Raw genomic sequence first — 23137 nt, 5'->3', positions numbered from 1 at the left:
CGTCAGCCTCCAAATCGCATTGTCGCCGCCAGCTTCAGCGTGACGCCGGGCTCGTAGGCCGCGAAGACAGGCTCCGGAGGCTGGCCAGACGTGGTGATGTTGAGCGGGTTGGCATATTTGACATCGAACAGGTTGTCGGCACGGAAATCAATCTTGAAATTGTCGCTCGCCTGGTAACTGGCAAAGACATTGACCAGCGTATAATCGTCGGCGATCGGATTGCCTTTCGGTTTGCCGTTGTACTGCACTTCGCCACCAACGGTGAGCTTGTCCTCCAGGAATCGCAACCCAAGCTGTGCCGTGACCTGTGAAGACGGGATGGTAAGCAGCTCAGCCCGCTCGCCATCGTAGGAAATCGTGTGACCATCGATGATCGAAGCTGAGAGCCCGGCATAGCCCCATCCGGCATCATAGACACCTTCCATCTCGAAGCCGTCGATCTTGGCCTTAGCGAAATTCTGGTATTGGACGCAGATCGGGATGCCGGGGCCGAACGGGCAGCCGCTGGTCGGGTCGAATGCCGATAGCGTTACATCTGCTATGTAGTCTTCGACGTCGTTGTTGAAGTAGGCGGCCTTGAAACGAAACGCGTCGCCGGTTTCGAGGATGTCGCCCTGCTTGTAGTTGACACCGAATTCGACGGTCTTCCCGGTTTCAGGCTTCAGATCGGGATTGGGGAGGAAGGGAAAGCTGACGCCTGCCGGATGGTTGCCGCTGATGAGGGTTTCCGACAGCGACGGAGAGCGATATCCCTCGGCATAGGTGCCGTAGAATTGCAGTCCCGCAAGGCTGGCGGTTTCGAACGGCGAGACGCCGACGGTGATGCGCGGCGACAGCCGGTCGCCGGAGGTTTCGCCGACATCGCTTTCGAGCTTGTAGCTGTCGTAACGCAGGCCGGTGATGATTTCGAGCCAGTCCCAGCTGAGCTTGTCCTGGATATAGGCGCCGGAAACGTTTCTCTTGCCCGAAGGGGTATAGAAACTGGCGCCGCCTGCGGCGCCGCCGGTCTCGACATCGTCGCCAACCCAGTCGCCGCCATAGGTCAGTTCGTGCGCAATGCCGGCGGTCTCGAACCGCGAGGTGTTCCAGATGTCGATGCCCGAAGTGCCGACATCGAAGGTCGACATCGAGCTCGCCGGCAGGACGATGGGAAGACCGGTGACTGGATCAAACCGGTTTTGCGGAACCAGGCTCGTCATTTCCATGTTGGTCTTGTTGTAGGACGCGTTGACGTGGAGATCGAGCCAGCTCTTGTCCTCATCGGTGATGTTGTAGCGCGCCGTGAAGGTATTCGCCTCCAGGTCGACGTCGTTCACCGGCGTGCCGCCGCTGACCTCGTTCCAGTCGTCGCTCGTGCCATTCCAGCCCAGCTTTAGTTCGCTGTTTTCGCTGGGGCGGATGGTTGTCTTCAGCAGGCCGCTCAAAACGTCGAAGCCGGTGCTGTCGACCGTATCGCCGCCGCCATCCTTGTAGTCGTCGTAGTCGCGATAGACGATGTTGCCGAGGACATCCCAATTTTCGTTGAAACGGTAGGCGCCGGCAGCGCTGGTCGTCCAGCCTTCGCCGTTGCTCTCATAGCGTCCGGTCGCAGACGCCGCCCATGTCTCACCGTCGCGAAGATAGTCGTCCGCGTCCTTGGTTTCGAACAGGACAACGCCGCCAATGGCGCCCGAGCCGTAGGTGTTGGCGACCGGGCCGCGAATGACGTCGACGGACTTGATGAGTTCCGGGTCGATATAGAAGGTCGATTGCGGGCCGTGGTCGGAGCGCTGGAAATTCTGCCGCGCACTGTCGACGATCACCGCGACGCGACCGAAATCCTGCAAGCCACGGATGTTGATGCTGGAGGAGACGCGCCTCGCGTCGGCCTGGACCGCTACACCCGGCACGCCCAACAGCATGTCGTTAGGCGTCGTCGCCATGCGGCGTCGCAATTGCTCCTGATCGATATGGCTGACCGAAGCCAGGGAATCGATCGCCGTCTCGCCGGTGCGGCTGACGACCAGGATCTGGTCGAGCAGCGTTGCGCCTGCCGCGGCCGGCTGTTCCGGCGTCTGCGCCTGTTCGGCCTGTTGATCTGTTGCAGGTTGGGCGGCCTGTTGGGCGTTGGCCGACTGAGCATGGGCCGACGGGGTGAACAGAGCGATCGCTGCAGCGCCCGCCAGCAATGCTGCCATGTCCGTTGCCATCGATCAATGCACCGGATCTGGACTGCTATTCGCCAGACCCAGCCGTCCCCAATTCCCCAACGCCATGCCCCAACTCCAAAAATCCTGGTTCGATGCTGGCCGGCTTGACGCGCCGGCATTTTTTCGTCGTGTCCGGCTTCTTAAATCTTGACTCATCTAGTCCGGTATTGCACTGACTAGTAAACATGAGTATTCAAGTCAAGAAATCAATCGGCATTTCACGCAAGCGCCGCGCCAGCCGACCAGGCCGGCCCGGCCCGGCCCAGGAAAGGGATCGAACCAGATGAACACGCACAATCCCAAAGACTTTCGGCCCAAAGACTTTCGGCCCAATGACTTTCGGCCCAGTGACTTTCGCGATCGCGTTCGCCGTTCCGACGACAATTCGGCTCGTTTCGATCGGGTTCCGTTGACGGTGAGGACCCTGTCCAGCAACGCGCTGTTCCAAGGCGAGCACGAGATCGGCATCGAGCATCACGGAGCGCTTTACCGGCTAAAAATCACCCGCCAGGGCAAGCTCATCCTCAACAAGTAGGTAATAAAAATATGGACCAGCGCGTAAGGCCCGCGCCGCACGAGATCCGGCGGGCGCGGGCAGACAATCCGAAGACGCGCGAGCGCGATCTCGCCGCCCAGCTTGGCATTTCGGAGGCCGAGTTGGTCGCCGCGCATTGCGGCGACGGCGTCCTCCGCGTCGAGCCGCGCGTCAATGATCTTTTGACCGGCCTCGAGGCCGTCGGCGAGGTCATGGCGCTGACGCGCAATGAAAGCGCCGTGCACGAGAAGACCGGCGTCTACGACAAGGTCGTGACCGGCAACCACAATGCCATGGTGCTCGGCGAGAACATCGACCTGCGCATCTTCCCGAAAGCCTGGGCGCACGGCTTTGCCGTCGAAAAGCGCGACGGCGGCGATATCAGGCGCAGCCTGCAGTTCTTCGATGCGGCAGGCGAGGCGGTGCACAAGGTGCACCTGCGGCCGGCGTCGAACCTCTATGCCTATCAGAAGCTGGTGGCCGAACTCGAATCGACGAACCAGGAGTCGAGCGTCGCGATTTCAGAGGAGGGGTCGATTTCAGAAGGCGGGCCTGAAAGCGAGGCCGAGGCTTCCGCCGCTTCCGCTGACGTCGACGATCTGCGCGACCGCTGGAGCCGTCTGACCGACGTGCATCAGTTCTTCGGCATGCTGAAGACGCTGAAGCTCGACCGCCGCCAGGCGCTGCGCACGGTTGGCCAGGATTACGCCTGGCTGCTCGACCACGATGCCGTCAGCGCCATGTTCCATCATGCCGCCGAGGGCGAGATGCCGATCATGTGCTTTGTCGGCAATCGCGGCTGCATCCAGATCCATTCGGGCCCGATCAAGTCGATCAAGCCGATGGGGCCGTGGATCAACGTGCTGGACGAGACCTTCCACCTGCATCTGCGGACCGACCACATCCAAGAGGTCTGGGCCGTGCGCAAGCCGACCAAGGATGGCCATGTCACGTCTCTCGAAGCCTATGGCGCCGACGGCAAGATGATCATCCAGGTCTTCGGCAAGCGCCGCGAAGGCGAAAGCGAGCGCGAGGACTGGCGGTTTCTGGCAGAGAACCTGCCGCGCATTCCAAGCCCGACCGCAGCCTGAGGACAACGACAATGGCTGCTGTGCTTGAACGGGCGCGTGTTTTTAGAATGGCGCTTGGGGCCACGATGTGCCTTTGCGTGGCCTTTGCGCTGCCGGCCCGCGCCGCCGAAGGCACGGAGGTTTTTGCGGACCCGTCGAAGATAGCGGCCATTGGCGGATCGATCGCCGAGATCGTCTTTGCGCTCGGCGAGCAGGACCGGCTGGTCGCTCGCGATTCGACCAGCCGTTATCCCGAAGCGGCGCTCAAGCTGCCTGACGTCGGCTACATGCGCCAGCTGTCGCCGGAAGGCGTGCTGTCGGTCAATCCGTCGGGCATCCTGGCGCTGCACGGCAGCGGGCCGAAGGAAACCGTCGACGTGCTGAAGAAGACGAGCATCCCGTTCATCGAAGTGCCCGAGCGCTACGACCACGAAGGCATTCTCGAAAAGATCCGAATCGTCGGCAAGGCGCTTGGCGCCGACGCCAAGGCCGATGCGCTGGCAGCCGAGATCGATGTCAAGCTGAAGGCCGCCGAAAAGCAGACCGCCTCGATCAAGGACCGCAAGCGCGTCCTGTTCGTGCTGTCGATGCGGGGCGGCAAGATCCTCGCTTCCGGCAGCAACACCGCGGCCGACGGCATCATCAGACTTTCTGGCGGCGTCAACGCGATCGACGGCTATTCCGGCTACAAGCAACTGTCCGACGAGGCTGTCATCACCGCCAGGCCCGACGTGATCCTGATGATGAACAATGCCGGTCCCGGCGTATCGGACAACGAATTGTTCGCGAACCCGTCCATCCGGTCGACACCGGCGGGTGCGGCGCGCAAGGTGGTCCGCATGGATGGCGGTTATCTGCTCGGCTTCGGGCCGCGCACCGCCGACGTCATCCGCGACCTTGCCGCCTCGCTCTACGGCGGGCAGGCCGCGGACTGAGCGGGCGCCCGATGGTGGATCGATCGATCGCTGGTGCGGGCACTATGGCGACAGCATCCGACGGCGACCGCTCGGGGCGCGCGCGCATCGTCATCCTGGCTTTGTGCCTGGGACTTGCCGTTGCCGTCCTGTTTTCGCTGACATCAGGCGCATCGGATGCCTCGGCCGTCAGCGTCGTCGGCGACTGGCTGTTGGGTGCAGCACCCGGCAATGAGGCGCTGAGCGCGCGCGACCGCCTGATCGTCTACGACATCCGCCTGCCGCGCGTCACGCTCGGTGTGCTGATCGGCGCAGCACTGGCCGTCTCCGGCGCGGTGATGCAGGGGCTGTTCCGCAACCCGCTGGCAGACCCCGGTCTCATCGGTGTTTCGGCCGGAGCGAGCCTCGGCGCGGTGTCCGTCATCGTGCTTGGCGCCACAGTGCTGGCGCCGATAACTTCGATGCTGGGCACACTCGCTCTGCCGCTGGCGGCGTTCTGCGGCGGGCTGGTGACGACATTGGTGCTTTATCAGGTGGCCACCCGGCGCGGCCAAACCTCGGTCGCCACCATGCTGCTCGCCGGCATCGCGCTGGCGGCCCTTGCCATGGCGCTGACTGGTATCCTGATCTTCATGGCCGACGACCGGCAGTTGCGCGACCTGACTTTTTGGCAGCTCGGCTCGCTCGCCGGCGCGACCTGGCAAAAAATCGGCTCCGTTGGGCCGGTGATCGTGCTGGCGTTGGCGGCGATGCCGTTCCTGGCGCGCGGCCTCAACGCGCTGGCGCTGGGCGAAGCCACCGCCGGCCATCTCGGCATTCCGGTGCAGCGGCTGAAATACACGGCCATCATCGGCGTCTCGGCGGCGGTCGGGGCGTCTGTCGCCGTCAGCGGTGGCATCGGCTTTGTCGGCATCGTCGTGCCGCATCTGCTGCGTTTGGCTATCGGCCCGGACAATCGTTATCTGCTGCCGGCCTCGGCCCTGCTTGGCGCTTGCCTGCTGCTGCTGGCCGACGCCGTCGCCCGCACCATCGTGGCGCCGGCGGAGCTGCCTATCGGCATCGTCACCGCGATCGCCGGCGCCCCGTTTTTCCTCTGGATCCTGCTGCGCAAGCGTGGGGTTATTGACCTATGAGAGGCGACCTGTGAGAGGGGTTTGCATGATCGAGGCGCGGGATGTCTCGGTAGCGATCGGCGGCAAGGGCATCGTCGCCAATGTCGATTTCGACATGCGGCCCGGTGAGATCGCGGCCATCGTTGGTCCCAACGGTTCGGGCAAGACGACCTTCCTGAGGGCGCTGTCCGGCGATCTTGCCTATTCGGGAGAGGTCACCATCAACGGTCGCGACCTGTCGGTGATGAAGCCGGTCGAGGCCGCCATGCTGCGCGCCGTGCTGCCGCAGGCGACGACGCTGTCGTTTCCGTTCACGGTGCGCGAGATCGTCAGGCTTGGCCTGCTCGGCGGGCGCTCGGGCGCGCTGCCCGGCGAGGACGCGCGCCTGCCCGAACGGGCGCTGGCGCGCGTCGATCTCGACGGCTTTGCCGGCCGTTTCTACCAGGAGCTTTCGGGCGGCGAGCAGCAGCGCGTGCAGTTGGCCCGTGTGCTTTGCCAGGTCTGGGCGCCGGTCCTCGACGGCAAACCGCGCTATCTCTTCCTCGACGAGCCGGTTTCCAGCCTCGACATCAAGCACCAATTGATCATCATGAACATCGCCCGAGATTTCGCCAGGCGGGGCGGCGGCGTTGTCGCGATCCTGCATGACCTCAACTTGACGGCGATGTATGTCGACAGGATCTTTGTCATGCACCGCGGCAGGCTTGCCGCCACCGGCTCACCGCAGGACGTGCTGAGTGACGATCTGATCGAAAAAGTGTTCGATTGCCGGCTGCGGGTCGGCGTGCTGCCGGCCGGAGACATGCCGTTCGTGCTGCCGCAGTCAGCGGCGTAAGTTCCAGCTGGCAAGGTCGGCGCCGCCCCTTCTTCCTTCTCCCCTTGTGGGAGAAGGTGGATTGGCGCGCAGCGCCAAGACGGTTGAGTGGTGTTGGACGGAACGCTGTTGATGCCAAGCTGGAACACCCCTCATCCGACCTCGCTTCGCGAGGCCACCTTCTCCCACAAGGGGAGAAGGGAGAGTTGCAAGCGCTGTTCGGGTATGGCTCGACCCGGATCAGGCGGCCGGCGCCCTTTGCACCAGCATGTCGATGCCGAGCAGGTGGCGCACGTTCGGGCGCGCTGCCACCATGTCGGCGATCGTATAGCGCTCGAGCACGGCGAAGAAGGCGTTGAGCGCCTCGCGCAGCGACGAATTCAGTGCGCAACTGTCGACCAGCGGACATTCGGCGGCGTCGTTCTCGAAGCATTCGGCCATGGCGAAGCTCTCTTCGGTCACGCGCACGACGTCGAATAGGGTGATCGATTCGGCCGGGCGGCCGAGCCTGACGCCGCCGTTCCTGCCGCGCACCGTCTCGACCAGACCATGCTCGACCAAAGGCTGCAGGATCTTGAAAAGAAAGAGCTCGGACACCGAGTAGGCGGCAGCGATCTCCGGGATGCGGCTCAGCCGGTCGGTATTCGCGGCGCAATACATCAGAATGCGCATGGCGTAGTTGGTCTGGCGTGTCAGCCGCATTGTGTCCTCACGAAGCAGTAGCTCAACCCTAATATGGCCTATACCTTGGAATAATTCCAGACAAGCACCGCATAATAGTTGAATATTTTTATCAGCTTTGTGTGGGCGGTCGTGCAAACCACGACCCTGATAATGGCGCGCATTCGGGTGGGCGGATTACTAAGTTAACTCCGCGACATAGACCAGGAGCAGTTCATCCATGTCACAATCATCACCGGCTTGGGCGTCCGCCCGCTTCGATGCCGACGCGGAGGCCAAACTTTCGGCGCTTCGGCGCACAAAATTCGTCGCCACCGCAGCGCTCGCCCTCTGCGTGCTCATCTTTGCGGTGGCCAAGTCGTTCGAGGGCCACTATCCGTGGCTGGGTTTCATCGCTGCTTTCGCCGAGGCGGCGACGATCGGCGGGCTGGCCGACTGGTATGCGGTGGTGGCGCTGTTCAGACGGCCGCTCGGCCTGCCGATCCCGCACACCGCGATCATCCCGGAGAACCAGAACCGCATCGCCGACAATCTCGGCCGCTTCATCGAGGCCAATTTCCTGGCGCCCGAGCCGGTGCGCGAAAAGCTTGCCGAGGTCGATTTTTCCGCGCTCGTCGCCGACTGGCTGGCCGACCCCAACCGCGCCGCCGATCTGTCGCATTTCGTCGGCCGGCTGGTGCCGCAGACACTGGCGGCCGTCGAGCAATCCGGCCTGCGCGGCTTCGTCAGCAGCCGCATTCTGGAGCAGATCGAAAAGGTGCCGCTGGCGCCGCTCGCCGCCGAGTTGCTGTCGGCGCTGACCGACGACCGCCGCCACCAAAGGCTGTTCGACGAATTCACCAGGGTCGTCGGCCGTTTCCTGAGCGACGAGCAGGCGCTGGCGACGATGCGCGAGAAGATCCGCGAGGAACTGCCGTCGCTGTTCAACCTGTTTCGCGCCGACGCCTATCTGCTGAAGAAGATCGTCGCCTCCGCCGGTTCGTTGCTCGACGAGGTGCGGGCCGATCCCGATCACCCGATGCGCGCCGAATTCGACCGTTTTGTCCTGAGCTTCGTCGAGCGGCTGAGGACGTCCAAGCAATATGCCAAGCGCGCCGAGAAACTGAAGCGCGATTTCCTCGCCCGGCCGGAGCTGAAGGCGCTGGCCGGCGACATGTGGGAAAGCCTCAGTGTGTTCATCGAGCAGGACGCCAAGGCGCCGAATTCGATGATTCGCGCCCATCTCGCCAGCATGTTCGTCGAGGTCGGCCGCCATCTTGCCGGCGACGCCCAGATCAGGGCCGACATGAACCAGGGGTTTATCGTTGCGCTGTCGTCGTTCGTCGAAAGCCAGAAGAGCGGCGTCTCGAAATTCATCGCCGATCAGGTCAAGCGCTGGGACCTTGCGCAACTGACCAGGCTGATCGAAATGAACATCGGCAGGGACCTGCAATACATCCGCTTCAACGGCATGGTCATCGGCGGCCTGGCCGGCGTCGTGCTCCACACTTTGGAACGGCTGTTCCTCGTCGGCTGAGGCGCGATGTGTGCGCGGCCGAATGGACCGCGAAGCTCCGCTGTTCTATTGTTTCTCTTCAGCTGCCGAATTCGCAGCAACAGAGGAAAACCACCATGGCAAAGCGACCGGAATCCGACACCTTCATCGACATGTTCGGCAGGTTCGGCCGCGACCTGAAGCTGCCGAACGTCGATGTCGAGGCGATCCTCAGCCATCATCGAAAGAACCTCGAAGCACTGGAAAAGTCGGCCAGGGCAAGTGCTGCCGGAACCTCGTCGCTGCTCTCCAGACAACGCGAGATGCTGCAGGACACGCTGCACGAGATCGCCGACATGGCACAGGACTACAGGGCGCCGGGCGATCCTCGGGAGCTGATGGCCAAGCAAACGGCGTTCGCCAGGAAATCCTTCGAAACCGCATTGAAGAATGCCGGCGAGGTGGCCGAGCTGGCCAGGAAATCCGGCACCGAATCGGTCGAGATCCTGCGCGAGCGCATCAAGGAGGCGATGGAGGAAATCCGCAGCGGCTACGACAAGAAGTAGGCTGTTTCCCAAGCCGCTGGACTTTTCTGTCGTCATCCCGGCTGGCGAAAGGCTTGGTGTTGGTCCCGCCGAGGCGCACAAAGTTCCTCTTGCTCGATAATCCTGTTGCCAGCTCTACACCGGCACTGGCGCGATCCGGCCGAGGATATCGCGGCGGAACACACTGAGCGAATTGACAGAGGCGGCCGGTTCGTGGTCCGGAGGCAGGGCAAGCGATCGGGAAAGCAGGAATGACGCAAATACGGCCGAGGCCGCCGCCGACCTACGAACAGCTCAGGACGATGACAGGGCAGGAGCTTGGCGTGTCGGACTGGACGACGGTCGACCAGAGCCGCATCGACCAGTTCGCCGAATGCACTGGCGACCGCCAATGGATCCATGTCGATCCAGAGCGGGCGAAGCGGCAGAGCCCGTTCCGCGCCACCATCGCGCATGGCTATCTGACGCTGTCGATCATCGGCGCGCTGGCGCTCGACATGGGCATCGTGCCGGAAAACACGCAAGCCGTCTTCAATTATGGTTTTGACAAGGTGCGGTTCCTGGCGCCGGTCAGGGCCGGCGCGCGCATCAGGCTGCGGATCACGCTGTTGTCCATGGAGGACAAGGGCCCCGGCCAGTATCTGATGAAGGCGGCCAACATCGTCGAGATCGAAGGTGAGAAGAAGCCGGCGCTGACCGCCGAAACGCTGGTCATGCTCTATGAGCGGCGGCGCAGGCGGGCGGGGCCGTGAGGGGCGAAGCGCCATCTTGCCTTCTCCCCTTGTGGGAGAAGGTGGATCGGCGCGCAGCGCCGAGACGGTTGAGGGGTGTTGGCCGGAGTGCTGTTGGTGCCAAGCTGGAACACCCCTCATCCGACCTCGCTTCGCGAGGCCACCTTCTCCCACAAGGGGAGAAGGGACAGTGCGGGAAAATCAACGCGACATCGCCTCTTCAAGCGTCCTGAAAATTCTCTCATCCGCCGACTGCGCGACGTTGAAGCGCAGGAAACGGCTGGCGGTTTGGGACAGGCTGAACGCATTGCCGGGCGCCAGCACGACATTGGCCGACAAGGCGCGGCGGGCTATTTCCGCTGCATCGACGCCTTCCGGCAGTCTGCACCACAAGAACATGCCGGTCGGCTGGTCGATCCACGGCATGATGCCGATCGCCTTCAGGCGGCTGCCTGTCTCAGCCATGGCGCGTGAAAGCCGCGTGCGCAGCAAATCGACGTGCTTGCGATAGCTGCCGTCCTTCAGCAGCGTCAGCACCAGTTCGGAGGCAAGCCTGCCGCTGCCGAAGGACGTGGCGATCTTGAGGTCGGTCAGCCCTTCCATCCAGTCGCGCGGAGCCGCGATGAAGCCGCAGCGCACCGACGCCGAAAGCGTCTTGGAGAAGCTGCCGATATGGACGACGCGACCAAGACCGTCGAACGCCGCCAGCCTGGGTGCCGGGGTGTGTTCGAAGTCGGCAAAGATATCGTCTTCGATGATCGTCAGATCCGATTGGTCGGCGAGCTTGAGCAATCGGTGGGCGACGACCGGCGACAGAATTGCACCCGTTGGATTGTGAAGCGCGGAATTGGTGATGTAGAGGCGCGGCCGGTGCTCGATCAGCGCCTGCGCGAACAGCTCGATATCCGGTCCCGACGGCGTATAGGGAACGCCGACCACCTTGGCCCGATGAGCGCGCAACAGGGCATGGAAGTTGAAATAGCAGGGGTCGTCCACCAGCACCGTGTCGCCCGGTTCGAGCAGGAACCGGCACAGGAGGTCGATGGCCTGGGTGCCCGATTCCGTCAGCATGATCTGGTCGGGAGACGCCTCGATGCCGTGCTCTGCCATGCGCCGGGCGAGCAGATGACGCAGCGGCGGCAGCCCGAGCGGAGTGCCGTAATCGGTCAGCGTGACATCATCGCCGCGTGCCATTGTCCGCAGGGCCCGGCGCAATCCGGCCTCCGGCATCCACGCGGCCGGCAGCCAGCCGCAACCGGGTTTGAGCACGCCGTCGCCGGCTTCCAGCGACTGGCGCGAAACCCAGAGCGGATCGACGGCACGGTCAAGCCTGGGGCCGATCTCGGCCAGCGACAAGGGAGCCAACGGTCCGGCGGCATAAAAGCCCGAACCTGGACGCGAGCGGATGATGCCTTCTGCGGCAAGACGCTCATAGGCTTCGACCACTGTGGATTTCGAAACCTGCATGGTTTTCGCGAAAGCCCGGATCGAAGGCAATCGTGTTCCCGGTGTCAGGCTGCGCGCGGCGATCCTGTGCCTGATCGTCGTCATGACGCTTTCGACAAGCGTCCCGCTGCCCTCGTTCGCCGTCGTCTGCTCGTCCATCCGTACTGCTCAATCTGCCATGACAGTTTTGTCGAACTGTACTTCATTGTCTCTGGCGGCGCCATAGGTCCGGCCCGATAGAGGGCGAGAACATCAGGAGCATGCGATGGACAAGACGGCGGGCGGCTGGATCAACGGATTCGTAGGAGTACTGATTTTCAGCGGATCGCTTCCGGCAACGCGGGTTGCGGTGATGGATTTCGATCCGACCTTTCTGACCGTCGCCCGCGCTGCCACGGCAGGCATCCTCGGCCTGGCGCTTCTGCTCGTCTTTCGCCAGAAGCGTCCGGAACGGCAGGATCTGTTGTCGCTGACCATCGTGGCGCTCGGCGTCGTGGTCGGCTTTCCGCTGCTGACCGCGCTGGCGCTCGAGCACGTCACCTCGGCCCATTCCATCATCTTCATCGGCCTGTTGCCGCTGGCGACCGCGATCTTCGGCGTCATTCGCGGCGGCGATCGCCCCAAACCGGCCTTCTGGCTGTTTTCATGCCTTGGCAGCGCCCTGGTTGCCGGATTTGCGGTGACCCAAAGTGTCTCGGCCTCGCCGCTCGGCGACATGCTGATGCTGGCGGCAATCATTGTGTGCGGACTGGGCTATGCGGAAGGCGCCAGGCTGTCGCGCAAACTTGGCGGCTGGCAGGTGATCTCATGGGCGCTGGTGTTGTCGCTGCCGGTCATGCTGGCGCTGACGCTCATCACCATGCCACCGTCGCTCGAAAACGTCGGCAAGGCCGCCTGGATCGGCCTGGCCTATGTCTCGCTGTTCAGCATGCTGATTGGTTTTGTGTTCTGGTATCGCGGGCTGGCTCAAGGCGGCATCGCCGCGGTCGGGCAGTTGCAGCTTCTGCAGCCTTTCTTCGGCCTCGGGCTAGCGGCAATGCTGCTGCACGAGCAAGTCAGCCCCGCCATGATCGCCGTCACCGCCGCCGTCGTGCTTTGCGTGGTCGGTGCGAAGAAATATGCGCGGTAGGCGGCGGCCTTTCTTCCTTCTCCCCTTGTGGTCCCCTTGTGGGAGAAGGTGGATTGGCGCGCAGCGCCAAGACGGAAGAGGGGTGCTGGCCGGAGTGCTGTTGGTGCCAAGCTGGAGCACCCCTCATCCGGCCGCTTCGCGGCCACCTTCTCCCACAAGGGGAGAAGGGGGAGCCGCACGGCTAGAACTTCGTGACCACGCCGATGCCGATGCCTTCGAAGCCGCCCATCGCCATCAAGGCCGCGGGCGCCTCATCGAGGCTGATCCGCTTGCCGACCAGCAGTTCGGGTTTCAGCTTGCCGGTGCGGATCATCTCCATCATCGCCTGGTAGCGGTAGGCCTGCATGCCGTGGCTGCCGCGGATTTCGAGCTCGAAGGCGATCACCTTGTCCATCGGGATCTGCGGCCTGGCCTGATCGCCGAGCATCAGCCCGACCTGGACATGGCGGCCGCGCCGGCGCAGGTTCACGATTGAGTTGAACGAGGTCGTCGGATGGCCGAGCGCGTCCATCGACATGTGCGCGCCGCCATTGGTGATCTGCTTGACCGCCTTGACCACGTTCGGCGTCCTGGCGGCATTGATCGTCGCCACCGCGCCGATTTTTTTGGCGAAGTCCAGCTTCTCGTCGGTCAGGTCGATGGCGATCACGTTGGCGCCCATGGCGCTGGCGATCATGATCGCCGACAGGCCGACGCCGCCGCAGCCATGCACGGCCACCCATTCGCCTGGTGTCACCCGGCCCTGGTCGACAATGGCGCGGAACGAGGTGACGAAGCGGCAGCCAAGGCTGGCGGCGGTGGCGAATTCCATCTCGTCCGGCAAGCGGACCAGATTGGTGTCGGCATGGTCGATGGCGACATATTCGGCGAACGAGCCCCAGCCGGTGAAGCCGGGCTGGGTCTGGTGCTCGCAGACCTGATGGTTGCCGGAGCTGCATTCGAAGCAGCGGCCGCAGCCGACGGCGAACGGCACGGTGACGCGCTCGCCGGTCTTCCAGCGGGTCACCTGGCTGCCGGCGGCCACCACGACGCCGGCAAGCTCGTGGCCCGGCACATGCGGCAGGCGGATGCCGTCGTCGTGGCCCATCCAGCCATGCCAGTCGCTGCGGCAGAGCCCGGTCGCCTCGACCTTGATGACAACGCCGCCCGGTGCTGGCTCCGGATCGGCAACAGTCTGGATCGTCGGCACCTCGCCGAATTTTTCGAAGACAACGGCTTTCATCGGCAATTCCTCATAATTGGATAGCGCTGCTACTCGGCATCGATCTGGTTCTCCGGCGCGGCCTTTTGGAAGGCCGGCAGCGCCATGCAGGCGGCGTGGATGCGTGTGACCGTCGGGTAGGGCGCTATGTCGACGCCGAAACGGGCGTTGCTGGTGACCTGCGCGGCCAGGCAGATGTCGGCCAGCCCCGGCGTGTCACCATGGCAGAACGTTTTTGTTTCAGGCGATGAAACAAGAATCTTTTCAAGCGGCTGGAAACCTTCGTTCACCCAGTGCCGGAACCAGTTGGCGACGTCCTCGTCGCCGGCGCCGAACAGCGTGCGCAGCGACGTCAGCACGCGCAGGTTGTTCACCGGATGGATGTCGCAGGCGATCATCTGCGCCAGCATCCTGACGCGGGCCCGGCCAGGCGCGTCCTGTGGCAAAAGAGGCGGTTCGGGCCTGGTCTCGTCGAGAAATTCGATGATCGCCAGCGATTGCGTCAGCAGCGTGCCGTCGCCCAGGATCAGCGCCGGCACCAGTCCTTGCGGATTGACCGAGAGATAGGCGGGCTCGAGATGCTCGCCGTGGCGCAGATGATGCGGCACATACTGGTAGGTCAGGCCCTTCATCTCCAGCGCGATCCGCACCCGGTAGGAGGTGGAGGAGCGGTAGTAGTTATGCAGGACGAGATCGCTCATTCCTGCACATTCGGCCGATTTGGACGACCGGGCAAGGCATGATGGTCCCGAAATTGCCATCTCCGTCCTTCGGCCAGGGATGGCGATGTACTATTTGCCAATAATCTGGCCATGGTCGCTGGGCTATTCTATCCTGCCCTGAACTGAAACGAACGCCATGACCGCAGTCAACGATCGCGCCCGGTTTCTGATCATCGACGACCACCCGCTGTTTCGCGAGGCGCTGCACAGCGCCGTGCAGATGGCCTATCCGGACGTCGACACTGTCGAGGCGCGTTCGATCACCGAGGCGTTCGAGCTTCTGGCGGACGCCAAGCCGTTCGATCTCGCGCTGCTCGACCTCAGCATGCCCGACGTGCATGGCTTCGACGGACTGCTGCAGCTTCGGACCCGCTATCCGCGCCTGCCGGTGGTCATCGTTTCGGGGCATGAGGAGCCGAAGATCATTTCCGAGGCGCTGTCCTATGGTGCTGCCGGCTTCATCCCGAAATCGGCGCGCAAGAGCGATCTAGCCGCCGCCATACGCTCGGTGATGGAAGGCGCGATCTACGTGCCCGAAACCTATGAAGGCCAGCCGCCGGACGCCGACAGCACCGATCGCGCCGAGATGGTGCAGCGCCTTGCCAAACTGACGCCGCAGCAATTGCGGGTGCTGCAGATGCTGCGCCAGGGCCTGCTCAACAAGCAGATCGCCTACGAGCTGCAGGTCGGCGAAACCACCGTCAAGGCGCATGTCTCCGAAATCCTGCGCAAGCTCAATGTCTACAGCCGCACGCAAGCCGTCATCGAGGTTTCGAAGCTCGACAGCGCCGAGCTGTTTCGCGGCCAGGCGGGGTTTTAGCCGTACCCGTTAGGGTGACTAAACCGTAACCGAGAACTTACCTTTTCCGTCCAAGGACGAGAAATCACGGTGACAGCGCACCATTTTCCTGTCGCTCGCGGTCTTCTGCCCGTGTCTTTGGGATCAAGCCAAGAGATGCGCCAGCAGGGCGCGCAGCTGCGCCGGTTTCAGCGGCTTGCGCATCAGCTCGATGCCGGCGGCGCGGGCGGCTTTGGCGACGGTCTCCGAACCGTCGGCGGTGACGATCAGCGCCGGCACGGCGCGGCTGAGATAATCGCGGACCTCGGCGATCGTGGTGGTGCCGAGGTCGCCGCCGTCGAGATGCTGGTCGGCGATGACGATGTCCGGCACCCAGTCCGTATCGCCGAGCATGTCGAGTGCAGCATCGGTCGAGGTGGCAGGGCGCACCAGGCATTGCCAGCGCTCGAGGAGGGATGTCATCGCCTGCAGCACCTCGACGTCGTTCTCGACCAGCAGCACCTTCGTGCCGAACAGACCGTAGCCGCGCGGCCGCTCCATGTCGGCGCTGCTGGCAATGGGATCGACGCTGGCGCCGATCCCGACCGGAACGTCGATGTGGAAAATCGTGCCGTGCCCGACTTTCGACGAGAACGTCACGGGATGGCCGAGTGCGGCGGCGATGCGGCGCACGATGGCCAGGCCCAGTCCCAGCCCGCCGCCGGCTAGCCCGGCATCGGTCGGGAACGTGCCGCGGTGGAACTCCTCGAACACCGCCTCGCGCTGGTCGTCGGGGATACCGCAGCCGGTATCGGCGACATCTATGCGGATCGTGTCGCCGCGATGCCTGGTGCCGACCAGCACGCCGCCGGAGCGGGTGTAGCGGAGCGCGTTGGAAAGGATATTTTGCAGGATGCGGCGCAGCAAGGTGCGGTCCGAACGCACGACGGCGTTGACCGGCCGGAATTTTAGCGTCAGGCCCTTCAATTCGGCGACCGGCAGGAAATCCGAACGCAGCGACGAAAACAGCACCTCCAGGCTGACGTCGCCGATATCGGGCTGCACGACGCCGGCATCGAGCTTGGAGATGTCGAGCAGGGTGCGGAGCAGATCCTCCATCGTCTCCAGCGACCGCTCGACCTGCCGGACCAGTTTTTTGCCTTCGTCGCTGGTCTGCACTTCGGCCAGCGCCGAGACGGAGAGATGCGCGGCGTTCAGCGGTTGCAACACGTCGTGGCTGGCGGCTGCCAGGAACCTGGTCTTGGACAGGTTCGCCAGTTCGGCGTTTTCCTTGGCCGCGCTCAAATCGATGTTGGATTGTTCCAATCTGCGCAGTGTCGAGTGCAGTTCCTCGGTGCGCGTACGCACTCGATTCTCGAGCGAAATCGCGGTCTGGAACAGCGAGAACGCGTTGCCTTGCTGGTCCATCGAGCGCTCGACGCGGCTGACAAGGGCTGCGTTGATCTTCTTCAGCTTCTCCAGGTCGTTGATGTCCCTGAGCGGCATGAAACCTCCTACTCCGCCGCCTGCCGCTCTCCGAAGGCGATGCCGGTGAACGTCTGGTTCAGATGCATCGACCGGTACTGCTCGCCATAGGTGCCGAAGCCGATGACGTTGTTGACCTTGTAGAGTTCCGACATCTCCCGAAAGACCTGGCGGTTGCGCGCATCGAGCCTGCGCAGCACGCAGTCAAAGGCGAGGATCATGTCGATGCCGCCAAGCCTTTCCTCGACATCCCTGAAGGCGGCACGCGTCGATTCAACCATGTTCTTGGGTCGGGCGATGGACAGGACGACGCCATCGTCGATGGCGCAGAAGAACGACAGCGAGCCGTCCGCATGCATCTTCTGGATCGAGCGGCAGTAAAATTCGCCGCCCACTTTCACCACCACCGGGTGCGAAGCGAAACTGAGCGGCGTCAGCATCTGCGGGATGACGCCGACCGAGGCGGCATATTCCTCGGCGGCATTGGTGGCGTTGAATTCGCGCACGGTGCGGTGATCGGGATCGGACGCGGTCACCACCAGCTTCTCGTCGGTGGGGACGAAATTGTCGGTCTTGAACACGTGGAAAGGAATTTCCGTGGTGATCAGCACGATGATGGCGCAGTCGCAGGCAACCTTGCCATTCGAGATCAGCCGCGTCGTCTCGAATTTCAAATCATCGCCGGCCGACCCGCCGATCAGTGGAATATCGTCGAGCCCCCAATGGATGGCGGAGGTGACCGCTTCTTCGGCATAGGACAGCCCGTCGATGAGGCAGAGCGCGAAAGTGGTGTCGGCTCGCTCGTGCCCGACGCGGCCGCGTAATGAACGCCTCAGCGCCTCGACTTCGCCGGTGATCCCGTCCATGCCCGATGACGACAGATTTTCGACCATGGTGCTGGCTGCCGAAAAAGATGCGGAGGGAAGCAGCATGGCCATGACCTGGCCGTCCTCCAGGCCTTTGGGCGTAATCTCGCCGGCCGTCGAGCAGCCGGCATAGCGGAGCGCCGGCGCGTGGTTCTCCAGCGCTTCCGAAAGGGCGACTGCCTCAAGCAGGCTTTGCGAGAAAAACAGCAGGGCAAATCCAGCGTCGATGGCCGCGGCTTCCACTGCCACCGCCCGGGCGAACGCATCCGCGTCGGGTTCGTCGGTGGTGAGAACCGATAGGCCGCATGCATAGCGCGTCCGTGAACTGGCCAGCGGCTTCCTCCTCTATTTCCTCCGACGCTCTTTTTGTGCGCGGCTCTTTTTTGATCCTGGCGCGCCGGCGTCGAAGTCATTGTTGTCTTCAAGTGCTACTTTGGCAATGAGCCAACATGACGGAATTGAATTTTCTGCTGTTTTTGACGGCATCGGCGCTCAGAAACGTCAGATCCCAAAACCACAGCGGAAGGGAGTGATCCATGGACCCCCAGGTCAGGAAGCTATTCGAACGCTACGAGCGGCTTTTCCGGAAATCCCTCGCCGATGATGCCGACATGGACGAAGTCACGTCGGTCTATGCTTCCGCCTTCATTGCGGCGTCGCCTGCCGGCATCATGGTCGGGAAGAACGACGACCAGCTCAAGCAGGCTATGGAACAAGGCTATGCTCGCTATCGAGCGATCGGCACCAAGGAGATGCGAATACGCGATGTTCGCATTTCGCCGATAGACGAGCATCATTGCGTTGCCCACGTCGCCTGGACGTCGATCTTCGCGCGCAAAGGCCAGACTGACGTCACGATCGATTTCGACGTCCACTACCTCGTGCAGAAACTGGCCGGAGAGCCTAAAATATTTGGCTGGGTGTCAGGCGACGAGCAGGAGGTTCTCAGGAAGCACGGCATCGGCTGAAATCGGCCTGGCCAGCACCATTGCCGCTGATGGCCGGCAGGCGGCATCGCCCGACCATGGTTTCGCTTCGCTCCGCTGTTTGCCTGTCTTTGCGTGACCGAAAGTACAATAGGCGGATTTTCGGCCGAACTGCATTCTCCCAATCTCGGCATTCCGCGGCACTATTTCCCGTGCTTTTATGCGGTATAAGAATAGCGGACAGATGGAGGGCTCGGGCACCACCGACGCCAAAAACGACCAAGGTAGCACCCAGGGAGGTTTCATGTCGGAGATATCATTGACGGTGAACGGAAAGCGGGTCAGCGGCACTGCCGAAGACCGTACGCTTCTGGTTCATTTCTTGAGGGAGAATCTCGGCCTGACCGGGACGCATGTCGGCTGCGACACCTCGCAATGCGGCGCCTGTGTGATCCATGTCGACGGCAAGGCGGTAAAATCCTGCACGATTCTTGCGGTGCAAGCCTCCGGGTCAAGCGTCGTGACCATCGAAGGCTTGGCTGACGGCGCCGACCTGCATCCGATGCAGGCGGCGTTCAAGGAGCATCACGGCCTGCAATGCGGTTTCTGCACGCCGGGCATGATCATGGCGGCGACCGACATGGTCAACCGTCACCCCGAAGGCCTCGACGAGGCCACGGTGCGGGCCGAGCTCGAAGGCAATATCTGCCGCTGCACCGGCTACCACAACATCGTGAAGGCGATCCTCGCCGCATCGGAGACGATGTCTTCGAAGGGCAAGGCCAGGCAAGCTGCATGAGGGGCAGTAAGGGAGTAGGGCAGTAAGGCAGTAGGGGAAGTCGGCTCAAATCCCTACTGCCCTACTGCCTTACTCCCCTATTCCCCTACTTTTTCGGGAGGAATTTCTGCGATGGGCATTGAAGGTGTTGGCGCTCGTGTAGCGCGCAAGGAAGACAAGCGGTTCATTACCGGCGCCGGGCGCTATGTCGACGACATGGTGGTTCCCGGCATGAAGCATGCGGCCTTCGTACGCAGCCCGCATGCGCATGCTGAGATCAAGAAGATCGATGTCAAAAAAGCCCAGGCCATGCCGGGTGTCATCGGCGTGCTGACCGGCAAAGAGCTCAAGGCCGACGGCATCGGCAATCTCATCTGCGGCTGGATGATCCATTCCAAGGACGGCTCGCCGATGAAGATGGGGGCGTGGTCGCCGCTGGCCTTCGACAGGGTCCGTTATGTCGGCGACGCGGTGGTCGTCGTGGTTGCCGAAACCAAGGGCCAGGCGCGCGACGCTGCCGAAGCGGTCGACATCACCTACGAGGAACTGAAGGCAGTCGTCGATGCTCCGAAGGCGCTCGAAAGGAGTGCGCCACAGATCCATCCGGAAGCCGACGGCAATCTGATTTTCGACTGGGAGCTCGGCGACAGCGCGGCGACCAACGCGGCAATCAAGGCGGCTGCCCACATCACCCGCATGAAGATCGTGAACAACCGGCTGGTGCCCAACGCGATGGAGCCGCGCGCAGCGCTTGGTCACTACGACAAGGCCGAGGACCACTATACCTGCTGGACGACCTCACAGAACCCGCATCTCGCGCGCCTGGTGATGAGCGCCTTCTACAATGTCGCGCCGGAAAACAAGCTGCGCGTCATCGCGCCGGATGTCGGCGGCGGCTTCGGCTCGAAGATTTATATCTATCCGGAAGAAATCATCTGCCTTTGGGCCTCGAAGAAAACCGGCGTGCCGGTCAAATGGGTCGCTGACCGCACCGAGAGCTTTCTCACCGACGCCCATGGCCGCGACCATGTCTCGACGGTCGAAATGGCCTTCGACAAGGACAACAGGATCACCGGGCTAAAGGTCGACACCATCGCCAATCTCGGCGCCTACATGTCGCTGTTCTCGTCCTGTGTGCCGACCTATCTCTACGCGACGCTGTTGTCGGGCCAGTACAACATTCCGGCGATCCACGCCAATGTGCGCGCCGTCTACACCAACACCGCGCCGGTCGACGCCTATCGCGGGGCAGGGCGGCCGGAGGCCACCTATCTGCTCGAACGCACCATGGAGACCGCCGCACGCGAGCTGGGCGTGTCGCCGGCGGAACTTCGCCGAAAGAACTTCATCACCGCGTTCCCGCACCAGACACCGGTCATCATGAACTATGATGCCGGCGATTATGCCGCTTCGCTGGACGCGGCGATCGCCGCTGCCGATTATGCCGGTTTTGCCCAGCGCAAGGCCGACGCCGCCAACAGAGGCAAGCTGCGCGGCATCGGCATGAGCTGCTATATCGAGGCCTGCGGACTGGCGCCGTCGGCGGCGGTCGGCAGTCTTGGAGCGGGTGTCGGCCTTTGGGAAAGTGCCGAGGTGCGCGTCAACGCCGCTGGAACCATCGAGGTGCTGACCGGCTCGCACAGCCACGGCCAGGGCCATGAAACGACCTTCGCGCAACTGGTCAACCAGCGCTTCGGCGTGCCGATCGACAGCGTCTCCATCGTCCATGGCGATACCGACAAGGTGCAGATGGGGATGGGCACTTACGGCTCGCGCTCGGGCGCCGTCGGCATGTCGGCCGTTGTCAAGGCGCTCGACAAGGTCGAGGCCAAGGCCAAGAAGATCGCCGCCCATCTGCTCGAGGCCGACGAGGGCGACATCGTCATCGAAAACGGCGCCTTGAAGGTCGCCGGCACCGACAAGCAAGTGCCGTGGTTCCAGATGGCGCTTGCTGCCTACACCGCCCACAACCTGCCTGGCGGCATGGAGCCGGGGCTGAAAGAGACCTCATTCTACGATCCGTCGAACTTCACCTTCCCGGCCGGCTGCTATGTCTGCGAGGTCGAGATCGATCCCGAGACCGGCGTGACCGAGGTCGTCCAGTTCGTCGCGGCCGACGATTTCGGCAACATCATCAACCCGATGATCGTCGAAGGCCAGGTGCATGGCGGCGTCGCCCAGGGAATCGGCCAGGCCTTGCTGGAGGGCACCCGCTACGACGCCAGCGGGCAGCTTTTGACGGCGAGCTACATGGACTACGCCATGCCGCGCGCCGACGACCTGCCGTCGTTCAAGGTCTCGACCTCGAACACGCCGTGCCCGGGCAATCCGCTCGGCATCAAGGGCTGCGGCGAGGCCGGCGCCATCGGCTCACCGCCGGCCGTGATCAACGCCATCACCGACGCCATCGGCATCACCGATATCGCCATGCCGGCATCGCCGTCCACGGTGTGGGCAGCGATCCGGGGAACGAAACATTGATAAGCAAATAGCGAATAGGGAGTAGCGAATAGGGAACAAAGTGCGTGCGAAGGCGTAGGCCCTATTCGCTACTCACTACTCCCTATTCGCTCCTTTCCCCCGAAGGGAGAAAGACAAATGTACCCAGTCAACTACCACCGAGCCGCCTCCGTCGCCGAGGCCGTCAAGCTGCTCGAGACCGGCGATGCAAAGCTTTTGTCGGGCGGCATGACACTGATCCCGGCGATGAAGACGCGGCTTGCCGCACCGTCCGATCTCGTTGATCTTTCGCACATCGAGGAATTGAAAGGCATTGAGGTGGCGGGCTCCACCATCACCATCCACGCCGCCACCACGCATCACGATGTCGCCAGCGACGAGAAGCTGAAGAGGGCGTGTCCGGCGCTCGCCCATATGGCGTCCCGGATCGGCGATCCTGCGGTGCGCTACAAGGGCACAATCGGCGGCTCGATCGCCAACAACGACCCCGCCGCCGATTATCCGGCGGCACTTCTTGCCCTCGACGCCACCATCGTCACCAACAAGCGCGAGATCGCCGCCTACGCATTCTTCACAGGGCTGTTCGAGACGGCGCTGGAGGACGGCGAGATCGTCACCGCGGTGACCTTCACCGCGCCGGCCAAGGCGGCCTATGAAAAATTCCGCAACCCGGCATCGCGCTATGCGATCGTCGGTGTGTTCGTGGCCAACGGTGCGGATGGAGTCCGCGTTGCCGTCACCGGGGCCGGCGACAGCGGCGTCTTTCGTTCGAAGGAAATCGAGGCGGCGCTTGCCATGAATTTCGACGCCGCCGCCCTCAACGGAGTGAAAGTGCCGGCGAATGATTTGATGAGCGACATCCATGCCTCGGCCGATTATCGCGCCAATCTGATCGTGGTGATGGCCAAGCGCGCAGTGGCCGCCGCCAACACCTGATTTTCTGCAGCGTGCCGGTCCTGGGGAGAGGGACCTTCGCCGCCCCTTTTTCGTCGTTCTCGGGTCTGATGGGCGGAAATGCGAAGTATTGCCCAGGGCAATCGCTCAGGGTTGCGCTGCCCCTCATCGCCCTGCCGGGCACTTCTCCCCGTATAGTGACGGGGAGAAGGACGCCTTCGCAAAGGATTTCGCCAATCTCCAGCGTTGCAGAAAATGTGCCGAAGTTGCGGCCAGCCCCTTCTCCCCGTCACTATACGGGGAGAAGGTGCCGGTGTCCGAACCGGATAGATAGGTAACAGAATGGACTGATTGCATGGGTGACAGTTTTCTCCTTCGCCGGGAGGA

The 23137-nt window shown here is 63.0% G+C and carries 21 protein-coding genes; 14 read left to right on the top strand and 7 right to left on the bottom strand.

Going from position 1 to position 23137, the window contains the following annotated elements:
* Window positions 1–2: 2 nt before the first annotated feature.
* Window positions 3–2177, bottom strand: a complete 2175-nt coding sequence (locus AC0L2C_RS32000) for a TonB-dependent hemoglobin/transferrin/lactoferrin family receptor (RefSeq protein WP_473525329.1) — start codon at window positions 2175–2177, stop codon at window positions 3–5.
* A 295-nt stretch (window positions 2178–2472) separates the two neighbouring features.
* On the opposite strand from AC0L2C_RS32000, the gene hemP reads away from it, so the two are divergent.
* The 5 genes from hemP to AC0L2C_RS31975 are packed head-to-tail and all read left to right on the top strand — an operon-like array spanning window position 2473 to window position 6655.
* The gene (hemP, locus tag AC0L2C_RS31995; protein ID WP_287063755.1) at window positions 2473–2724 is read left to right on the top strand and encodes a hemin uptake protein HemP; all 252 of its coding nucleotides are present in this window, start codon (window positions 2473–2475) and stop codon (window positions 2722–2724) included.
* A gap of 11 nt (window positions 2725–2735) precedes the next feature.
* Complete coding sequence (locus AC0L2C_RS31990; RefSeq protein ID WP_473525328.1) at window positions 2736–3815, top strand: hemin-degrading factor; 1080 nt, start codon at window positions 2736–2738, stop codon at window positions 3813–3815.
* Window positions 3816–3862: 47 nt separating this feature from the next.
* Entirely contained in the window at window positions 3863–4729 is an 867-nt protein-coding gene (locus tag AC0L2C_RS31985; protein WP_473525335.1) for a heme/hemin ABC transporter substrate-binding protein, read from the top strand.
* Between the two features lie 11 nt (window positions 4730–4740).
* Window positions 4741–5841: a FecCD family ABC transporter permease gene (locus tag AC0L2C_RS31980; RefSeq protein WP_473525327.1), complete on the top strand. Its 1101-nt coding sequence runs from the start codon at window positions 4741–4743 to the stop codon at window positions 5839–5841.
* A gap of 25 nt (window positions 5842–5866) precedes the next feature.
* Window positions 5867–6655, top strand: a complete 789-nt coding sequence (locus tag AC0L2C_RS31975) for a heme ABC transporter ATP-binding protein (protein ID WP_473525326.1) — start codon at window positions 5867–5869, stop codon at window positions 6653–6655.
* Between the two features lie 219 nt (window positions 6656–6874).
* On the opposite strand, the gene rirA is transcribed toward AC0L2C_RS31975, so the two are convergent.
* The gene (gene rirA, locus AC0L2C_RS31970; RefSeq protein ID WP_091598109.1) at window positions 6875–7336 is read right to left on the bottom strand and encodes an iron-responsive transcriptional regulator RirA; all 462 of its coding nucleotides are present in this window, start codon (window positions 7334–7336) and stop codon (window positions 6875–6877) included.
* A gap of 199 nt (window positions 7337–7535) precedes the next feature.
* Between rirA and AC0L2C_RS31965 the strand changes: the two genes are divergently transcribed.
* From AC0L2C_RS31965 to AC0L2C_RS31955, 3 genes are all read left to right on the top strand, one after another.
* Window positions 7536–8831 carry a DUF445 domain-containing protein gene (locus AC0L2C_RS31965; RefSeq protein ID WP_473525325.1) on the top strand — a complete coding sequence of 432 codons (1296 nt, stop codon included), beginning with the start codon at window positions 7536–7538 and terminating at the stop codon, window positions 8829–8831.
* 95 nt (window positions 8832–8926) lie between these two features.
* A complete protein-coding gene (locus tag AC0L2C_RS31960) occupies window positions 8927–9355 on the top strand; it encodes a phasin family protein (RefSeq protein WP_473525324.1) in 429 nt (142 codons plus the stop codon).
* Between the two features lie 230 nt (window positions 9356–9585).
* Window positions 9586–10086 (top strand): MaoC family dehydratase, encoded by a 501-nt coding sequence (locus tag AC0L2C_RS31955; RefSeq protein ID WP_128246847.1) that lies wholly within the window; start codon window positions 9586–9588, stop codon window positions 10084–10086.
* 180 nt (window positions 10087–10266) lie between these two features.
* Here the strand turns inward: AC0L2C_RS31955 and AC0L2C_RS31950 are convergent, their stop codons facing one another.
* The gene (locus tag AC0L2C_RS31950) at window positions 10267–11670 is read right to left on the bottom strand and encodes an aminotransferase-like domain-containing protein (protein WP_128246846.1); all 1404 of its coding nucleotides are present in this window, start codon (window positions 11668–11670) and stop codon (window positions 10267–10269) included.
* A 106-nt stretch (window positions 11671–11776) separates the two neighbouring features.
* Between AC0L2C_RS31950 and AC0L2C_RS31945 the strand changes: the two genes are divergently transcribed.
* On the top strand, window positions 11777–12640 hold the full coding sequence (locus tag AC0L2C_RS31945) for a DMT family transporter (protein WP_128246845.1): 864 nt from the start codon (window positions 11777–11779) through the stop codon (window positions 12638–12640).
* A gap of 181 nt (window positions 12641–12821) precedes the next feature.
* On the opposite strand, the gene AC0L2C_RS31940 is transcribed toward AC0L2C_RS31945, so the two are convergent.
* Entirely contained in the window at window positions 12822–13862 is a 1041-nt protein-coding gene (locus AC0L2C_RS31940; protein ID WP_473525323.1) for a zinc-dependent alcohol dehydrogenase family protein, read from the bottom strand.
* A gap of 29 nt (window positions 13863–13891) precedes the next feature.
* The gene (gene maiA / locus AC0L2C_RS31935) at window positions 13892–14542 is read right to left on the bottom strand and encodes a maleylacetoacetate isomerase (RefSeq protein WP_128166755.1); all 651 of its coding nucleotides are present in this window, start codon (window positions 14540–14542) and stop codon (window positions 13892–13894) included.
* Between the two features lie 157 nt (window positions 14543–14699).
* Between maiA and AC0L2C_RS31930 the strand changes: the two genes are divergently transcribed.
* Window positions 14700–15383, top strand: coding sequence for a response regulator (locus AC0L2C_RS31930; protein WP_023803603.1), 684 nt, complete (start codon window positions 14700–14702; stop codon window positions 15381–15383).
* Window positions 15384–15506: 123 nt separating this feature from the next.
* Here the strand turns inward: AC0L2C_RS31930 and AC0L2C_RS31925 are convergent, their stop codons facing one another.
* Both AC0L2C_RS31925 and AC0L2C_RS31920 read right to left on the bottom strand, forming a co-directional pair.
* Entirely contained in the window at window positions 15507–16847 is a 1341-nt protein-coding gene (locus AC0L2C_RS31925) for an ATP-binding response regulator (protein WP_128166753.1), read from the bottom strand.
* A gap of 8 nt (window positions 16848–16855) precedes the next feature.
* Window positions 16856–17935, bottom strand: a complete 1080-nt coding sequence (locus AC0L2C_RS31920) for an FIST signal transduction protein (protein WP_287219384.1) — start codon at window positions 17933–17935, stop codon at window positions 16856–16858.
* Between the two features lie 293 nt (window positions 17936–18228).
* Here AC0L2C_RS31920 and AC0L2C_RS31915 point away from each other — a divergent pair, with 293 nt between their 5' ends.
* The 4 genes from AC0L2C_RS31915 to AC0L2C_RS31900 all read left to right on the top strand — a co-directional run bounded on the left by AC0L2C_RS31915 (window position 18229) and on the right by AC0L2C_RS31900 (window position 22792).
* The gene (locus AC0L2C_RS31915) at window positions 18229–18660 is read left to right on the top strand and encodes a nuclear transport factor 2 family protein (protein WP_473525322.1); all 432 of its coding nucleotides are present in this window, start codon (window positions 18229–18231) and stop codon (window positions 18658–18660) included.
* A 262-nt stretch (window positions 18661–18922) separates the two neighbouring features.
* Complete coding sequence (locus AC0L2C_RS31910) at window positions 18923–19417, top strand: (2Fe-2S)-binding protein (protein WP_128166747.1); 495 nt, start codon at window positions 18923–18925, stop codon at window positions 19415–19417.
* 111 nt (window positions 19418–19528) lie between these two features.
* The gene (locus AC0L2C_RS31905; protein WP_473525321.1) at window positions 19529–21877 is read left to right on the top strand and encodes a xanthine dehydrogenase family protein molybdopterin-binding subunit; all 2349 of its coding nucleotides are present in this window, start codon (window positions 19529–19531) and stop codon (window positions 21875–21877) included.
* Window positions 21878–21994: 117 nt separating this feature from the next.
* Entirely contained in the window at window positions 21995–22792 is a 798-nt protein-coding gene (locus AC0L2C_RS31900; protein ID WP_473525320.1) for an FAD binding domain-containing protein, read from the top strand.
* Window positions 22793–23137: the final 345 nt, after the last annotated feature.

The sequence above is a fragment of the Mesorhizobium sp. WSM4845 genome, from assembly GCF_055811455.1.
This window is presented reverse-complemented; position numbering and strand designations above follow the sequence as displayed.

Excerpts from the sequence above, each read along its gene's own strand:
- AC0L2C_RS31930 (WP_023803603.1), top strand. The coding sequence starts at position 14,700 with ATGACCGCAGTCAACGATCGCGCCCGGTTTCTGATCATCGACGACCAC.
- AC0L2C_RS31960 (WP_473525324.1), top strand. The coding sequence starts at position 8,927 with ATGGCAAAGCGACCGGAATCCGACACCTTCATCGACATGTTCGGCAGG.
- AC0L2C_RS31975 (WP_473525326.1), top strand. The coding sequence starts at position 5,867 with ATGATCGAGGCGCGGGATGTCTCGGTAGCGATCGGCGGCAAGGGCATC.
- AC0L2C_RS31915 (WP_473525322.1), top strand. The coding sequence starts at position 18,229 with ATGGACCCCCAGGTCAGGAAGCTATTCGAACGCTACGAGCGGCTTTTC.
- maiA (WP_128166755.1), bottom strand. The coding sequence starts at position 14,542 with ATGAGCGATCTCGTCCTGCATAACTACTACCGCTCCTCCACCTCCTAC.
- hemP (WP_287063755.1), top strand. The coding sequence starts at position 2,473 with ATGAACACGCACAATCCCAAAGACTTTCGGCCCAAAGACTTTCGGCCC.
- AC0L2C_RS31990 (WP_473525328.1), top strand. The coding sequence starts at position 2,736 with ATGGACCAGCGCGTAAGGCCCGCGCCGCACGAGATCCGGCGGGCGCGG.
- AC0L2C_RS31900 (WP_473525320.1), top strand. The coding sequence starts at position 21,995 with ATGTACCCAGTCAACTACCACCGAGCCGCCTCCGTCGCCGAGGCCGTC.
- rirA (WP_091598109.1), bottom strand. The coding sequence starts at position 7,336 with ATGCGGCTGACACGCCAGACCAACTACGCCATGCGCATTCTGATGTAT.
- AC0L2C_RS31950 (WP_128246846.1), bottom strand. The coding sequence starts at position 11,670 with ATGGACGAGCAGACGACGGCGAACGAGGGCAGCGGGACGCTTGTCGAA.
- AC0L2C_RS31965 (WP_473525325.1), top strand. The coding sequence starts at position 7,536 with ATGTCACAATCATCACCGGCTTGGGCGTCCGCCCGCTTCGATGCCGAC.
- AC0L2C_RS31925 (WP_128166753.1), bottom strand. The coding sequence starts at position 16,847 with ATGCCGCTCAGGGACATCAACGACCTGGAGAAGCTGAAGAAGATCAAC.
- AC0L2C_RS31980 (WP_473525327.1), top strand. The coding sequence starts at position 4,741 with ATGGTGGATCGATCGATCGCTGGTGCGGGCACTATGGCGACAGCATCC.
- AC0L2C_RS31945 (WP_128246845.1), top strand. The coding sequence starts at position 11,777 with ATGGACAAGACGGCGGGCGGCTGGATCAACGGATTCGTAGGAGTACTG.
- AC0L2C_RS31910 (WP_128166747.1), top strand. The coding sequence starts at position 18,923 with ATGTCGGAGATATCATTGACGGTGAACGGAAAGCGGGTCAGCGGCACT.
- AC0L2C_RS31985 (WP_473525335.1), top strand. The coding sequence starts at position 3,863 with ATGGCGCTTGGGGCCACGATGTGCCTTTGCGTGGCCTTTGCGCTGCCG.
- AC0L2C_RS31940 (WP_473525323.1), bottom strand. The coding sequence starts at position 13,862 with ATGAAAGCCGTTGTCTTCGAAAAATTCGGCGAGGTGCCGACGATCCAG.
- AC0L2C_RS31905 (WP_473525321.1), top strand. The coding sequence starts at position 19,529 with ATGGGCATTGAAGGTGTTGGCGCTCGTGTAGCGCGCAAGGAAGACAAG.
- AC0L2C_RS31955 (WP_128246847.1), top strand. The coding sequence starts at position 9,586 with ATGACGCAAATACGGCCGAGGCCGCCGCCGACCTACGAACAGCTCAGG.
- AC0L2C_RS32000 (WP_473525329.1), bottom strand. The coding sequence starts at position 2,177 with ATGGCAGCATTGCTGGCGGGCGCTGCAGCGATCGCTCTGTTCACCCCG.